At 66.0% G+C, this 15,205-nt stretch carries 15 protein-coding genes and 1 tRNA gene; 11 read left to right on the top strand and 5 right to left on the bottom strand.

The window, feature by feature from the left end; genetic code table 11:
• Position 1: 1 nt before the first annotated feature.
• The gene (locus tag WC493_RS02060) at positions 2–595 is read right to left on the bottom strand and encodes a hypothetical protein (protein WP_373062002.1); all 594 of its coding nucleotides are present in this window, start codon (positions 593–595) and stop codon (positions 2–4) included.
• 7 nt (positions 596–602) lie between these two features.
• Entirely contained in the window at positions 603–2,441 is a 1,839-nt protein-coding gene (locus WC493_RS02055) for a type VI secretion system Vgr family protein (RefSeq protein WP_373062000.1), read from the bottom strand.
• A 284-nt stretch (positions 2,442–2,725) separates the two neighbouring features.
• Here WC493_RS02055 and WC493_RS02050 point away from each other — a divergent pair, with 284 nt between their 5' ends.
• From WC493_RS02050 to fabG (WC493_RS02000), 11 genes are all read left to right on the top strand, one after another.
• Entirely contained in the window at positions 2,726–3,616 is an 891-nt protein-coding gene (locus WC493_RS02050; protein WP_373061998.1) for a phytanoyl-CoA dioxygenase family protein, read from the top strand.
• A 12-nt stretch (positions 3,617–3,628) separates the two neighbouring features.
• The gene (locus WC493_RS02045) at positions 3,629–4,039 is read left to right on the top strand and encodes a RidA family protein (protein WP_373061996.1); all 411 of its coding nucleotides are present in this window, start codon (positions 3,629–3,631) and stop codon (positions 4,037–4,039) included.
• Between the two features lie 14 nt (positions 4,040–4,053).
• Positions 4,054–4,845, top strand: coding sequence for a 3-oxoacyl-ACP reductase FabG (gene fabG, locus WC493_RS02040; RefSeq protein ID WP_373061994.1), 792 nt, complete (start codon positions 4,054–4,056; stop codon positions 4,843–4,845).
• 205 nt (positions 4,846–5,050) lie between these two features.
• Positions 5,051–5,752 carry a response regulator transcription factor gene (locus WC493_RS02035; RefSeq protein WP_373061992.1) on the top strand — a complete coding sequence of 234 codons (702 nt, stop codon included), beginning with the start codon at positions 5,051–5,053 and terminating at the stop codon, positions 5,750–5,752.
• A gap of 178 nt (positions 5,753–5,930) precedes the next feature.
• Positions 5,931–6,719, top strand: coding sequence for an ABC transporter ATP-binding protein (locus WC493_RS02030; protein ID WP_373061990.1), 789 nt, complete (start codon positions 5,931–5,933; stop codon positions 6,717–6,719).
• 32 nt (positions 6,720–6,751) lie between these two features.
• Entirely contained in the window at positions 6,752–7,912 is a 1,161-nt protein-coding gene (locus tag WC493_RS02025) for an ABC transporter substrate-binding protein (protein WP_373061988.1), read from the top strand.
• Positions 7,913–7,920: 8 nt separating this feature from the next.
• On the top strand, positions 7,921–8,634 hold the full coding sequence (locus WC493_RS02020) for an ABC transporter ATP-binding protein (protein WP_373061986.1): 714 nt from the start codon (positions 7,921–7,923) through the stop codon (positions 8,632–8,634).
• Between the two features lie 16 nt (positions 8,635–8,650).
• Positions 8,651–9,550 (top strand): branched-chain amino acid ABC transporter permease, encoded by a 900-nt coding sequence (locus WC493_RS02015; RefSeq protein WP_373061984.1) that lies wholly within the window; start codon positions 8,651–8,653, stop codon positions 9,548–9,550.
• On the top strand, positions 9,547–10,644 hold the full coding sequence (locus WC493_RS02010; protein WP_373061981.1) for a branched-chain amino acid ABC transporter permease: 1,098 nt from the start codon (positions 9,547–9,549) through the stop codon (positions 10,642–10,644). Before WC493_RS02015 ends, WC493_RS02010 begins: the two co-directional genes overlap by 4 nt.
• Before the next feature lies 1 nt (position 10,645).
• Positions 10,646–11,425 carry an SDR family NAD(P)-dependent oxidoreductase gene (locus tag WC493_RS02005; protein ID WP_373061979.1) on the top strand — a complete coding sequence of 260 codons (780 nt, stop codon included), beginning with the start codon at positions 10,646–10,648 and terminating at the stop codon, positions 11,423–11,425.
• A gap of 28 nt (positions 11,426–11,453) precedes the next feature.
• Entirely contained in the window at positions 11,454–12,248 is a 795-nt protein-coding gene (gene fabG, locus WC493_RS02000; RefSeq protein WP_373061977.1) for a 3-oxoacyl-ACP reductase FabG, read from the top strand.
• Between the two features lie 54 nt (positions 12,249–12,302).
• On the opposite strand, the gene WC493_RS01995 is transcribed toward fabG (WC493_RS02000), so the two are convergent.
• From WC493_RS01995 to rpoD, 3 genes are all read right to left on the bottom strand, one after another.
• Positions 12,303–12,378 (bottom strand) — tRNA-Ile (locus tag WC493_RS01995).
• Positions 12,379–12,439: 61 nt separating this feature from the next.
• Positions 12,440–13,057: a carbonic anhydrase gene (locus tag WC493_RS01990; RefSeq protein ID WP_373061975.1), complete on the bottom strand. Its 618-nt coding sequence runs from the start codon at positions 13,055–13,057 to the stop codon at positions 12,440–12,442.
• 134 nt (positions 13,058–13,191) lie between these two features.
• Entirely contained in the window at positions 13,192–15,153 is a 1,962-nt protein-coding gene (gene rpoD / locus WC493_RS01985) for an RNA polymerase sigma factor RpoD (protein ID WP_373061973.1), read from the bottom strand.
• Between the last annotated feature and the right edge of the window lie 52 nt (positions 15,154–15,205).

The raw sequence follows: 15,205 nt of genomic DNA, 5'->3' as shown, positions 1-15,205 counted from the left end.
CTCACCTCCCCGACGGTTCGTCGATTGGCCGCGCGACCTCCGGGGCCTCGCCGGTCGCGATCTCGATGCCCCAGTCGACACAGTCGCCCACCAGGTTGCGGCGCGCCTTCACCCCGCGCGTGGCGATGGCCAGCAGGACCGCCGCATTGGCCGCCTTGTGCGTCAGATAGGGCGGACAGGGAACCGGCCCGAAGCCGTCGTTCGTCATGCTGCCGCCCGACCAGGCGGCGGCCAGGGCGGCCCAAGTCGCCGCCAGCCGCCGGTCGGCCCCGCCGGCCAGGGCCAGGGCAGCGCGCCGGCTGGTCTCGTCCTGATGCCGGAGCCAATCTTCCGCCGCCTCGATCAACTTCGCCTCTTCGGCCGACAGACGGGCGCACAATCGTGTAACGCAGCGCGCGCCCCAAAGGACGGCATCGCGGCGCGACAGGAGATGGGCGCAGAACCCAATCGCATCCTCCGGCGTCGCCGACACGGCGAGCGCCTTCAAATAGGCGATCGAAGGCTCGTCCGCCGGTTCCGCACCAATGTCGCCGCGCAGGGTCTCGAACGCCTCGAAGACGTCGAGCGCCGTGGTGAAGCGGATCCGTTTCCTCATCGCCGGATCAGTTGATCTTGACCAGCGCGCCGGTCGCGGTCAGTTCCGCCGATCCGTTCACGGCGGTTTCCATGCCGTCGACCTTGATCTTGGGCGACGAGATCGTGACGCTGGACGCGTCGATCACCACCTTGCTGGCGCCGACCTTGAGGACGATTCTCGTGCCCGCGCTGATTTCGACGGCGTCGCCGACCTCGACGGTCTGGCTGCCACCGATCTCGACATCCTGATTGCCGCTCTCGACCGACAATTTGTCGTCGCCCTTCTTCACCGTGATGCTGCGCGACGCCGCCCCCCTCGCTGTCGCGAAGGCGGCACCGACGTCCCGCGTCTCCCGGCGGCGGACGGTCGCGACGAAATCGCGTTCCGCCCGAAAGTCCACTGTCTCCGCCCCTGCCTTGTCGCCGAAGGCCAATTGATTGAAACCGCCGCCGCCCAGCGACGAATTGCTTTTGAGGCCGGTGGTCGTCTTGTTTTCCGGCAGGCTGTAAGGCAGTGGATTGGTGCCGTTGTAGACGACGCCGGTGACCAGCGGCCGGTCCGGATCGCCCTCCAGGAATTCGACCACGACCTCCTGGCCGATGCGCGGAATCGCCTGCATCCCCCACCCCTTGCCGGCGAGCGACTGGGCGACGCGAACCCGCCGGGAATCGACGCGCTCTCGATCCCAGTGGAATTGCACCAGGATCCGCCCGCGGGAATCGACGTCGATTTCCTCCCCCTTCTTGCCCACCACACGGGCGGTCTGGGGACCACGGACCGCCGGTCGGAAGGCGCTCTGGGGCGAGCGGAACGGCCTGTCCTTGGCCTGGAGTTCCAGCACGCTGTCATAGACGTCGCCGGCATCGTCCGCCCCGCCGACCGAGCCGTAGCTTTCGACCGCTGCCGTATGCCACGTGCGGACGACCAGATAGTCGCGGTTCTCGGCCGCCGTTCCGTGCCCTTCGACCTTCACCAGACCGCCGGGAAAACAACTGATGGCGCTGCCGTAGCCGGTTCGCCGCTGGGCCTGGGCCTGTTCGGATTCGAGCCGGACCTGTGCCAACTGCCGACCCGCGTCCGCTTCGCTGTAGCGCCCGGGATGGTGGTAGATCTCGTAGCTGCCGTCGGCGGCCGACGCATCGACCAGGAGCTTGGCGTTGGGCTGGGCATCGTCGTAATCGTTCAGGACGACACGGTCGCTGCGGAGGCTCGCCTCGACGGTCCAGGAATGAAGATGCTCCTTGTCCTGCCATTCCCGCGTCCGCCGCGGCACGATGCGCAGGCTGTTCGCGCCCGGCACCGGCTTGTGGGCCGAGATGCCGTCCACCAGCACGAGCTTGTGGCGCCCGGCGCCGTGCTCGAAATAGAAATAGATGCCGAATTCCTCCATCAATCGCAGAACGAAGTTGAGGGAGGTCTCCTGGTACTGGACGCAATATTCCAGTTTGTCGTAGTGCCCGGCCAGGTTGAATTCGAAGTCGGCGAATTTCGCCGCCGAAACCACGTCCCTGACGATCTCTTCGACACTCTTCTGCTGGAAGATGCGCGAACCGGAGGTTCGGCCGAGCAGCCAGAGCCAGGGGCGCAGCACGAAACCGAACAGCGGCCACTCGTCCCGAATGCCGAGCCAGCGGACTTCCGTCACGATGCCCGCGAAATGGCGCTTGCCCCCGCCGACCGTCTGGAAGGAGACATGGCAGGGCTTGCCCAACAGGTCGGTCGCATCCAGCCCTTTTTCGGTGCCGAGAGCCTCTATCCGGCAGTCGAACAGCTCGCCCAGGCCTTCGTGGCACTCGAATTTGACGAGAACCAGCTTGTCTTCACCGCGAGGGGTGTGAAACGAGCCGATTCTCTTCTCTTGCACAGGGAGAGGGCGCATTCGCCGCCTATGCTTCTCAAAAATTGCATCGATCACCATCAGACACTAACGGTGGTGATTTTCAAGTGCATATGCACGAAAACGTAAGGGCCGCCTGTCGCGCTGTGGCCACACGATCGCCGGCCCTCTGCGGCTCGGCATTCCCGTAATGCCACAGGTGTCGGCGGCACCTTTCCACCGGAAGGTGGATTGTCGCATTCGACCCGATCTTCGACGCTTTCCTCGTCAACGCCGGCCGCATCTGGCCCGCCTTACATGAGGATGTGACGATGAAAGCTGTTCACCTGCCCTCGACGGCCACCCCGGAGGAAGTCGCCGCCGCCCTTCGCGAGCACGGCTACTGCATCGTCGACAATCTGGTCCCCGAAGCCCTGATGGACCGGATCGACGCCGAAATGGGCCCCTATGTCCGGAGTTCCCTCTACGGCGACGACGGCTTCGTCGGCAAGCTGACCAAGCGGACCGGCGCCATGATCGCCCGTTCCCCGGCGGCCCGGGAACTCATCATGAATCCGACGGCGATCGGCACCGCCGGCAAGTTCCTGGAAAAGGCGACCACCTTCCAGCTCCACCTGACGCAGATCATCAGCGTCTTCCCGGGCTCCAAGGCCCAGCCGATCCACCGCGACCAGGTCGCCTGGGACTTCTTCCCCTTCCCGAAGGACTACGAGGTCCAGTGCAACATCCTCTGGGCCATGACCGATTACACCGAGGAGATGGGCGCGACCCGCGTGGTACCGGGCAGCCACCTGCTGGACGACCGCGAATATACCATCGAGGAATCGATCCCGGCCGAAATGACCCGGGGCTCCGCCCTGTTCTATACCGGCAAGGTCTATCACGGCGCCGGCGAGAACAAGTCCGACAAGATCCGTCAGGCGATCAACATCACCTATGCCGTCGGCTGGGTGCGCCAGGAGGAAAACCAGTATCTGACCACGCCCATCGAGATCGCCAAGACCCTGCCGGAAGACCTGTTGAAGGTCATGGGCTACCAGATGGGCTGCTTCGCCATGGGCTATGTCGGCGACTTCGAGGATCCGATGACCGTCCTGCACCCGCCGCAGGAACGCAAGGTGCTGAACACCGACATCATCAAGAAGAAGGCCGACGAGGCGATGGACGCCAAGAAGCTCTTCACCGACAGCACCGCCGCCTGAAGGAGGGAGCCCATGATCACCAGGACCAATCCAGCCGTCGACTATCTCGGCGCCGACGTCTTCGACGGCCTCGCCTTCTGCCAGTCGGTGCGGGCCGGCGACACCGTCTATTATGCCGGCGTGGCCCCCCTGAAAGGCACGCTGGAGACCCTCGAACTGGTCGGCGCGGGCGACATGGCGGCCCAGTTCGACTATGTCCTCGGCGTCATCGACGCCTGCCTGAAGGCAGACGGGCTCGACCGCAGCAAGCTGGTCACCTGGACCTTCTACACGACCGACATCAAGACCTTCATCGAGGTCATGCCGGGCATCCTCGGTCCCTGGGTCGGCGATCACCGGCCATGCTCCACGACCGTCGAGGTCCGTGCCTTCGTGCATCCCGACCAGTTGGTCGAGGTCACGGCGACCGCCGTCGACGCTTGAGCCGGGAGGCCACCATGATCGCATCCCTGCGGGGCAAGAGCGTCATCGTCACCGGCGGCAGCAAGGGCATCGGCAAGGCGATCGCCCAGCGCTTCGCTGCCGCCGGGGCCAAGGTCCTCGTCGTCTCGCGCAAGCTCGATGAGGCGGGCGCGGTCGCCGAACAGATCGTGGCGGCCGGCGGCACGGCGGCCGGCTTCGCCGCCGATGTCTCGACCCTGGACGGCAACCGGGCCATGGTCGACCGCACGGTCCAACTCTACGGCGGGCTCGACGTTCTCTGCGCCAATGCCGGCATCTATCCGGCGGCCATGATCGAGGACATGACGGTCGAGGACTTCGACACGGTGATCAACACCAACCTGCGCAGTTCCTTCCTCTCGACCGCGGCCGCGGTCAAGGCCATGAAGCTGCGCGGCAAGGGCCGGATCATCATCACGTCGTCGACCACCGGCCCCATCACCGGCTATCCGGGCTGGGCCCATTACGGGGCGTCGAAGGCCGGCCAGCTCGGCTTCATGCGGACCGCCGCGATCGAGCTGGCGCGCTATGGCATCACCGTGAATGCGGTGATCCCCGGCCCGATCATGACCGACGGCCTGGCCGAGCTGCCGCAATCCTTCCTCGACCGGATCAAGTGCGCCGTCCCCTTGAAGCGCTTCGGGGGGGTGGAGGAAGTCGCCAACGGCGTGCTCTTCCTCGCCAGCGACGAGGCATCCTATGTCACCGGCCATGCCCTGGCAGTGGACGGCGGCATGACCCTGCCGGAATTCGAAATGGCCCTGGACGACAGCGCCTCCTTGACCTGAGCGCACGCCCTTCTGTTTCCGGCTTCTGAAAGCCCCGGCCCCGGCCGGGGCTTTCTTTTTGCCCGCCGGCGATCGGCCCGCCCGATCGGCTGGCACGGATATTGCTTTTTCAAACTAATCCAATTTGTAGGGAAAACATCAGGGGGGGGAAACGGGCTCGGCCCGTGGTCGTGGCAACGCCTGTGAGCTGAAAGGAGCTTGTCCCATGCAGATGGCCGATGACTACCTGTCCGCCGCGATTGTCGATGAGAGCGTGCGTTTCGCGGTGTCCTCGCTCGACTGCCCGGCATCCATCTTCTGCTGGATCGACCCCGACAGCCGCATCGACGACTACAGCACCACCGGGGTCAGCCAGCGCCTGATGGACGAATATATGGAGGGGCGATATGTCCACGATCCCCTCAACGTCCACCAGATCTTCGCCGGCGCGAACGACATCCTCTTCCTCGGCCGGGAGCGCCATAACCACCCCGAGGAACATAACCGCCGCCACGATGCCTTCCTCCAGCGCTACGGCGTCCATGACGAGGTGGACTTCATCTTTCGCGACCACGGCAAGCCCTTCGCCCTGCTCGCGATCCTGAACGGCCCCTGTGGCGACTGCTTCTCTTCGCGTCTCGTCAACTGGAACGCGATGAGAAACTACCTGGAATTCAATTTGAAGATGCACCCGAGGGTCCGGCAGGCACGCCAGGACCAGATGCTGACACTCCGCTTCGGATTGACCCCGCGGGAAATCCAGGTGGTCGAGCTGCTCAAGAACGGGGCATCGAATATGGCGATTGCCCAGATAATGGGCATCGGCCTGGCCACGGTGAAAACCTACGTCATCAACATCCTGAACAAGCTCGGCGTGGAAAATCGCGCGGCGATCATCGCCTTCCTCGCGCGGATCCAATTGCCCTGACCGGCCGGGTGGTCAAAAACAGAGCAGGAGCATGTCTTTTTGTGTAATCAACTCAGTTACAAAATACCGGCGACGCCGGCGCTGCGTTCCACCCTAAGGTGGATTGCGGGGGACCTCCCCCGGGCATCACGCTTCCATCCGAAAGTAAACGGGAACGGGAGCCTGCCGGATGACGGCCATGCCACTTGAAGCGGATCCAGGGCCTGACGCGGCCATTGCGCCAGCCCCTGCCCGCTGCCTCGACATCCGCAACCTTTCCAAGCGTTTCGGCGGCGTCTACGCGGTCCGCGGGGTCACGCTACGGTGCGATGCCGGCGAAATCCTCGGCCTCATCGGACCGAACGGCGCGGGCAAGAGCACGCTGATCAACCTGATCACCGGAACGCTCCGGCCCGACACGGGTGACGTTACCATGGACGGCCGCTCCCTGGTCGGGCTGACGGTGCCGCAATGCGCCCGCGCCGGCGTCGGGCGGACCTTCCAGAACATCCGCCTGTTCGCCCATCTGACCGTGCGCCAGAACGTCGAGGTCGCCCATACCACGGCGAGCCGTCACCGGGTCGGCGGGCCGGAGCTTCATTCGATCGACGATCTTCTCGCCCGCATGGGTCTCGGTGCCCTGGCCGACCGCATGGCGACCACCCTGCCCTATGGCCTGCAGCGCCGGCTGGAAATCGCCCGCGCCCTCGCGCTGGCGCCTTCCTACCTGCTGCTGGACGAGCCGGCGGCCGGCATGAACGACAGCGAGTCCGAGCACCTCGTCGATCTGATCCAACAGATCCGCGACGACTTCGGCTGCGGCGTCCTCGTCATCGAACACGATCTTCGCTTCATCCGCCGGGTGTGCGAGCGGGTCGCCGTCCTGCACATGGGCGAGATCCTGACCATCGGCGGGCCGGAGGAAGTGCTGAACGACCCCCGCGTCATCGAAGTCTACATCGGCGGCGGCGAAGACGAGCCGGCCTGATCCCCATCCGACCCCCTTCAGGAGCGTAAGACATGCGTAACGACAGCAAGATTCTGCTCGGCCTCGGTCTCGGTGCCCTGCTGCCCGCCAGCGCCGCCCTGGCGGCCGAGACGATCAAGATCGGTGCGCCGGAATCGATCTCCGGTGACTGGGCGCCCTATACCGCCGCCCATGGCCTGCGCTGCATGGCCGAACTGGTGAACGAACAGGGCGAATACAAGATCGAACTCGACGTGAAGGACAGCAAGTCCGAGCCCCAGCTCGCCATCGCACTGGCCCAGCAGATGCTGGACGAAAAGGTCGTCGCGGTCTCCGGTACGCCGGCCTCCGACAGCCTGATCCCGATCGCGCAGCTCGCCGCCGGTTACGGCGCCATCACCTTCTCGGCCATGAATACGCAGGTCGAGATGTTTGCGACCGGGCTCGAAAATTTCGTAACCACGGCCGTTCCGGACCCGTTCAACGCCGCCGCCACCGCGAAGGTCGCCTACGACAAGGGCGCGCGCAGCGTCGTGCTCTTCGTCTCCGACGCCGCCGGGACCTGGACGCGCGCCCTGCCCGGCTGGTTCGGCGAAGTCTTCGAGAAGCTGGGCGGCAAGGTCATCGGCACGATCGAATATCCGGGTTTCGGCATCACCGACTGGTCGCCCTTCATCTCCAAGCTGAAGGCCATGAACCCGGCGCCGGACGCCATCCACATCTCCTCGGTCAATCCCGATGTCGGCGTCCTCATCCGCCAGCTTCGTGCCGCCGGCCTGAAGACCATGGTGTTCGGTTCGGACGGTTTCGACGACGTCACCCTGGCGAGCGTCGCGGGCGGTGCCGCCAATGTCGACGGCACGGTTTTCTTCGCCGCCCATGGCTACCCGACCCCCGGCGGCGCGCTCGCCAATTTCCAGGCCGAATGCGCCAAGCGCGGCTATGAGATCAACGGCGCCTTCTTCGGCCTCGGCGGCGACGTCGTGAAGCTCCTGGTCGGCGCCGCCAAGGCCGCCGGCTCGACCGATCCCAAGGCGATGCTCGAGGCGATCTATACCAAGGGCCCCTTCGAAATCGTCACCGCGCCGACGGTTTCCTACGACAACCCCTGGCATTACCCGATCAAGGAAGTGCCGGTCATGGGCTTCAAGGACGGCAAGCCGGTGCTGATCTCCGCGACCGTGCCGACCGACGTCCCCCACTTCAAGAAGTGAGGGAGCCGATGCTGGAAATCGAAGGCGCCTGCATCAACTACGGTCCGGTCAGCGCCGTCCGCAACGTCTCGGTCAAAGTCGAGCAGGGCGAGATCGTCGCCCTGCTCGGCCCGAACGGCGCCGGCAAGACGTCCCTGCTCTCGGCGGCGATGGGGTTGCGCCCGCTCGCGGCCGGTGCCGTCCGCTTCAAGGGCGAAGACCTGCGCAAGCTCGACACCGAGAGCCGCGTGCGCAAGGGCCTGACCCTGACCCCGGAAGGCCGCAAGGTCTTCTCCAACCTGACCGTGCTCGAAAACCTCGAACTCGGCGCCGCCACGCGGAAGAAGGGGGCCGAGATCCACGAGGACATGGAGATGTGCTTCGAGCTCTTTCCGATCCTCGCGGAACGGCGGCATCAGACGGGCGGCAGCCTTTCGGGCGGCGAGCAGCAGATGCTGGCGATCGCCCGCGCGCTCATGAGCCGGCCTTCGCTTCTCATGCTGGACGAGCCGTCGCTTGGTCTCGCGCCCCGCATCGTCGGCCAGATCTTCCGCCTGATCCGGGACCTGCGGGACCGCGGCCTCACCATCCTGCTGGTCGAGCAGAACGCCCACGAAGTGCTGCGCTTCGCCGACCGCGCCTATGTCCTGTCGACCGGCGAATGCCGCTATGCCGGACCTGCCGAGCGCCTCCACGACAAGGGCGCGCTGATGCAGGCCTATATCGGCGAACTCGTCGCCTGACGTCCGGAGGACCGCAATGGACTATCTGCTCGAACAGGCGCTGAACGGCTTCAGCATCGGCGCCCAATATTCCCTGCTGGCCCTCGGCCTCGCCATCGTCTTTTCGGTGATGGGCCTGGTCAACTTCGCCCATGGCGAATTCATCGGCGTCGCCGGTTACGCCATGTTCGCCATGGCGGCCATGGGCATCGACAATCCCTGGCTTCTCGTCCTCTTCGCCGTGGTGACCGTGGTCGTCGTCGCCCTCGTCCTGGAACGGGTCGCATTCCGGCCGGTACGGAATGCGCCATCGACGACCGGACTCCTCACCGCCTTCGGCGTCGGCATCGTGCTGCAGAATCTCTTCCTGCTCATGGTCTCGCCCAGGCCGAAGGCGGTCCCTGCCCTCTCCGTCCTGAACAGCACCTTCGAGGTCGGCGGCTATAATTTCACCATTCTCCAGTGCCTCGAGGTCGGCGTGACCTCGGTCGCCATCGCCGCCCTGGTCTGGTTCCTGAAGGGTACGCGCGTCGGCCTCGCCATGCGGGCGGCGGCACTCGACTTCACCACGGTCCGCCTCATGGGCATGCGGGCCAATCGGGTGATCGCCACGGCCTTCGCGATTTCCGGCCTGCTCGCCTCGATCGCGGCGATCTTCTTCATCGCCCGGCGGGGCGCGATCGACCCCTTCATGGGCCTGCTGCCTGTCCTCAAGGCCTTCGTCGCCTGCGTGCTCGGCGGCTTCGGCAGCCTGCCCGGGGCCGTGGTCGGCGGCCTGCTGCTCGGCTTCATCGAAGTGCTGCTCATCGTCCTGCTGCCGGACCGGCTGGGCGGCCTCCGCGACGCCTCCGTGTTCCTGATCGTCGGCGCCATCCTCGTATTCCGGCCCCAGGGCATCCTCGGCCGCAGCATCGAACTGGGAGACAAGACCGCATGAATACGCTCGCCTATGCCGAGGGCCGGCGCGGCCGCGCCATCGCCGTCGATCCCCGTCTCGCCGCCAACCTGCGGGGTGCCTTCTACCTGGCGGCGATCGCCGCCGCCGTCGGCCTGCTGATCATGGCGACCGGCAGCCCCTTCATCGTCCGCCTGATGGCGACGGCCTATATCAACCTGATCGTCGTCGTCGGCCTGCAGATCTTCATGGGCAATGCCAATGTCGTGAACATCGGTCATGCCGGCTTCATGGCGCTCGGCGCCTATTTCACCGCGATCTTCGCGACGCCCGTGATGATCAAGGCGACGCTGATCCCGAATGCGCCCTTCGGCATGTCCGGGGTCGAGGTCGACGCGCTCTATGCCTTCATCATCTCGGTCTGCATGACCACGGTGATCGGGCTGATCAGCGGCCTCGTCCTGGTTCGCCTGGCGGGTATCGCGGCGACCATCCTGACCATCTCGATCCTGGTCATCGTGCAGGGTGTGTTGGTCACCTGGACCGACCTGTTCCGGGGTGCCCAGGCCTTCTTCGGCATCCCCAAGGCGGTGGGCCCCGGGCTGATCATCCTGGCGGCCGTGATCGCCCTGGTCGTCGCCCGCCTGTTCAAGGGATCGCGCGCCGGCGTCCAATTGCGCGCCAGCGCCACCGATCCCCTGGCGGCGGAAGCCATGGGCGTCGACGTGAAGCGCCTGCGCCTGGTCGCCTGGGTGCTGGGCTCCGCCGTGGTGGGCTGCGCGGGCGCCCTCTATGCGCTCTATGCCGGCACCATCAATGCCCGGGCCTTCTATTTCCACACCGCCTTCCTGACCCTGGCGATGTCCATCGTCGGCGGCATGCGCTCGGTGACCGGCTCCATGGTCGGCGTCGCCCTCATCACCGTGCTGCTCGAACTCGTCCGCGTGGTCGAGGGCGGGATCACGGTGTTCGGCGTCGCCTTCCCCGAGATGCTGGGCCTCTCCGGTCTCATGCTCGGCGTCATCATCGTCACCGTCATGTGCTTCCGTCCGGACGGCTTCATGGGCGGCCACGAGATCGAGGAGGCGATCACCGCCATCCGCCAGCATCTCCGCAAGGGTAAGGCGGAGGGCTGAGATGCTGAAGGACAAGACCGCCCTGGTCACCGGGGCGGGACGCGGCATCGGCCGGGGCATCGCCAAACATCTGGCGAGCCTCGGCGCCAGGCTGGTGCTGGTGAGCCGGAGCCTCCGCGAACTCGAGACCCTGGCGGCCGAGATCGAGGCCGCGGGCGGCAGCGTCCGCTGCGTGACCGGCAGCGTCTCCGACCCCGCCTCGGTCGAAGCCGTGGTCGAGGCGGCCCATGCCGCCTTCGGCCGGCTCGACATCCTGGTCAACAACGCCGGCATCGTCGAGGAGGCCGAATTCCTCGACATCACGGTGGAGAGCTGGCAGCGGGTGATCGGCACCAATCTGACCGGCACCTTCCTGATGACGCAACGCGCGGCAAGGCGCATGAAGGACCAGGGCGGCGGCTCCATCGTCAACATCGCCTCGATCGACGCCCATGGTTACGACGGGCCGCAGGCCTCCTATGTCGCCTCCAAGGCGGGCATCGTCGGCCTGACCAAGGACGCGGCCAAGTCCCTCGCCTGCTTCGGCATCAGGGTGAACACGGTCAGCCCCGGCTGGGTGCGGACCAAGATGATCGAGGACTTCCTGAGCCCGGAACAGCTCGATTACATGCTCCACCGCTTCGAGCGCGTGCCCCTGCGCCGCCTGATCGAAGTGCCGGAAGTCGCGGCCGCGGTCGCCTTCCTGGCCTCGGACGCCGCCTCCGGCATCACGGGGATCGACATTCCGGTCGACGGCGGCACGCTCGCCACCCTCGGCGTCTACGAATCCCTGCCCGCCTGAGCGGCCCCTATGATCGAGGAACAGTGAGATGCTGGCACCATTGACCGGGCGGAGCGTCGTCGTCACCGGGGCGAGCAAGGGGATCGGCCGGGGCATCGCGCTTCGTTTCGGCGCGGTCGGGGCCAAGGTCCTCGTCGTCTCCCGCAAGATCGACGAGGCGGAAGCCGTCGCCGCGGAAATCGCTGCGGCCGGCGGCACCGCCAAGGGTTTCGCCGCCGACGTCTCCTCCGCCCCGGACATGCAGGCGATGGCCGAAGCGGCGGTCACCGCCCATGGCGGGATCGACATTCTCTGCGCCAATGCAGGCATCTTCCCGACCGTCTCCCTGGCGGACATGACCGTGGGCGACTACGCGCGGGTGATGGACACCAATGTGAAGGGGACCTTCCTGGCCGTCACCGCCTCCCTGCCGGTCATGAAGGCCAGCCGGAACGGGCGCATCGTGCTGACCTCGTCGATCACCGGGCCGATCACCGGTGTTCCCTTCATGACCGCTTACGCCGCCTCCAAGGCGGCCCAGCTCGGCTTCATGCGTGCCGCCGCCCTCGAACTGGCGCCCTGGCGGATCACGGTGAACGCCGTCCTGCCCGGTAATATCGCCACCGAAGGACTGGCCGGCCTCGGCCCCGAGCACGTGAAACAGATGGAGGCTTCGGTGCCGCTCCGCCGGTTGGGCAGCGTCCTCGACATCGCCAATGCCGCCCTCTTCCTGGCCTCCGACGAAGCCGCCTATATCACCGCCCAGTCGATCGTGGTCGACGGCGGCCAGATCCTGCCCGAAGGCGGCCTGATGGCCCCCGAACTGAACCCGCCGGCCGCCTGAACGGCGGACGGCGTCCGCGCCAGGGACGGCTGGCCCCTTATCCTTTGAGCGATTTGGTGGGCCCGGCAGGACTCGAACCTGCAACCAGACCGTTATGAGCGGCCGGCTCTAACCATTGAGCTACAGGCCCCACCGGAAGACACCCCGCGGTGCGGGGCGTCACAATTAACAGGCGAGGCCGCCTGTGCCAACTATTCGACGCGGGAGAATTCGCCACTCGTCTTGTCCAGCCATTCGAGCCGGCCGTCGAAGACGCGGAAGCGGGCGCCTTCCAGCGTGAGATGGCCGGCCGCCACGGCCTGGGCCACGAAGGGGAAGGTCATCAGGCGGTCGAGGGAGAGGCGGATCGATTCGAATTCGAGGCGATCGCGGGACACCGGGTCTTCAGGATCGAGATGTTCCAGCCGCGCCTTGGCCGGCTCGATCAACCCGATCCATTTGCCGAGATATTCGGAATCGCCCAGCGGGTCGCCGATCAGCGACGCCTTGATGCCCCCGCAATCACCGTGGCCGAGCACCAGGATCATGTCGACCTTGAGCACCCGGACGGCGAATTCGAGCGCCGCCGAGGTACCGTGCTGGCCCTCGCCCTGCTCGCGCGGCGGCACCAGGTTGGCGACGTTGCGCACGACGAAGATCTCGCCCGGCTGGGCGTCGAAGATCACCGCCGGGTCCACCCGGCTGTCCGAACAGGCGATCACCAGGGTGGGCGGCTTCTGCCCGTGGCGCGACAATTCGCGGTAGATGTCCCGATATTCCGGCCAGTGGCCGGCACGAAACCGCCTGTAGCCGTCGATCAACTGCCGCACTGCGCCTCCTTGCCGGATCCCCCGGCTATTCCCGCCGGGACGATGCCGCGATGCAGCACGCCTGTCTACTGTCGTTTGATCGAAGATGAACCGGACGGTCGCCCCTTGAGGGGCAACCGTCCAGGTTGCAAGGATCAGTTGTCGAGGAAGCTGCGCAGCTTGCGGCTGCGGCTCGGGTGCTTCAGCTTGCGCAGCGCCTTGGCTTCGATCTGGCGGATGCGCTCGCGCGTGACAGAGAACTGTTGGCCGACTTCTTCGAGCGTGTGGTCGGTGTTCATGCCGATGCCGAAGCGCATACGCAGCACGCGCTCCTCGCGGGGGGTCAGGCTGGCGAGAACCCGCGTGGTGGTTTCCCGCAGGTTCGACTGGATCGCGGCGTCGAGCGGCAGGACCGCGTTCTTGTCCTCGATGAAATCGCCGAGATGGCTGTCTTCCTCGTCGCCGATCGGGGTTTCGAGGGAGATCGGCTCCTTGGCGATCTTCAGGACCTTGCGCACCTTCTCGAGCGGCATGCCGAGCTTTTCCGCCAGTTCCTCCGGCGTCGGCTCGCGCCCGATCTCATGCAGCATCTGGCGCGACGTGCGCACCAGCTTGTTGATCGTCTCGATCATGTGCACGGGAATGCGGATGGTGCGGGCCTGGTCGGCGATCGAGCGGGTGATCGCCTGGCGGATCCACCAGGTGGCATAGGTCGAGAACTTGTAGCCGCGACGGTATTCGAACTTATCGACCGCCTTCATCAGGCCGATGTTGCCCTCCTGGATCAGGTCCAGGAACTGCAGGCCGCGGTTCGTATATTTCTTGGCGATCGAGATCACCAGGCGGAGGTTGGCCTCGACCATTTCCTTCTTGGCCTGGCGGGCCTCACGCTCGCCCTTCTGGACCGTCGTCACGATGCGGCGGAACTCGGGGATGGTCAGGCCGGCTTCGGTCGCCGTGCCGGCGATCTGGCCGCGCAGCTTGTCGATCTCTTCCGCCTGCTCGCGGGCAAAGTCCTTCCAGCCCCGGCCCGGCAGACTGCCGACCTTTTCGAGCCAGTTGGGTGCCAGCTCGTGGGTGATGTAATGTTCGAGGAAGCTCTCGCGGCTGACCTTGTGCTTCTCGGCGAGGCGCAGCAGCCGGCCTTCGAGGCCGATCAGACGGCGGTTCATGCCGTAGAGTTGGTCGACCAGCGCCTCGATCCGCCCGTTGTTCAGGTGGACCGACTTCATCAGCTCGACCAGTTCGGCCTTCAGCTTCTGGAAGCGCTTCTCGGCGGTGGCCTGGGGTTCTTCGCCGTCGCGCATGGCCGCGACCAGGCGGCTTTCCTGCAGCTTGGCGTATTTCTTGTGGGCGGTGGCGATCTTGTCGAAGATCTCCAGCACCACGGGCTGCAGCGCCTGTTCCATGGCGGCGAGGGAGATGCCGCCGTCGTCCTCGTCCTCGTCCTCGACGGCGCCCAGGACCTCGGCTTCGGCCTCTTCGGCCACGGCCGGCTCGGTGCCTTCGACGGCGCCGAGTTCGTCAGCACCGCCATTGCCCTCGCCCGGGCCGGCGCCGTAAGTGGCGTCGAGGTCGATCACGTCGCGCAGCAGGACCTTGCCGGCCAGCAGCTCGTCGCGCCAGCCGATCATGGCCTGGAAGGTCAGCGGGCTTTCGCACAGCCCGTCGATCATGGTCTCGCGGCCGGCCTCGATCCGCTTGGCGATGGCGATTTCGCCTTCGCGCGAGAGCAGTTCGACCGAGCCCATCTCGCGCAGATACATGCGCACGGGGTCGTCGGTGCGGTCCAGCTCCTCGGCGCCCGAGGTCTGGAAGCCGGGGCCTTCCTCCTCGTCTTCCTTGGCGCCGGCGCGCTCGGCGTCCTCGTTCTCTTCGCCGTCGATGACGTTGATGCCCATCTCGGAGAGCATCGCCATGATGTCTTCGATCTGTTCAGACGACACCTGCTCCTGCGGCAGGACGGCGTTGATCTCGTCATAGGTGACGTAACCGCGCTCCTTGGCGCGGGCGATCATCCGCTTAACGGCTTGGCCCGTGGTATCGAGCAGCGGGCCGTCCGCGGTTTCCTCGCGGGCTTCCTCGTTGTTAGAAGCCTCAGCGTTCTTGCTTGCCATGCTCAGCCCCTTGGGATACGCGCCGCCACCCGCGGGCAGTCCCGCAACGTCA

The sequence above is a fragment of the Zavarzinia sp. genome (assembly GCF_041650655.1).
In the GTDB taxonomy this organism is placed as follows: Bacteria; Pseudomonadota; Alphaproteobacteria; order Zavarziniales; family Zavarziniaceae; genus Zavarzinia.
Note: the sequence above shows the minus strand (reverse complement) of the source record. Positions and strands in the feature narration are given on the sequence as shown.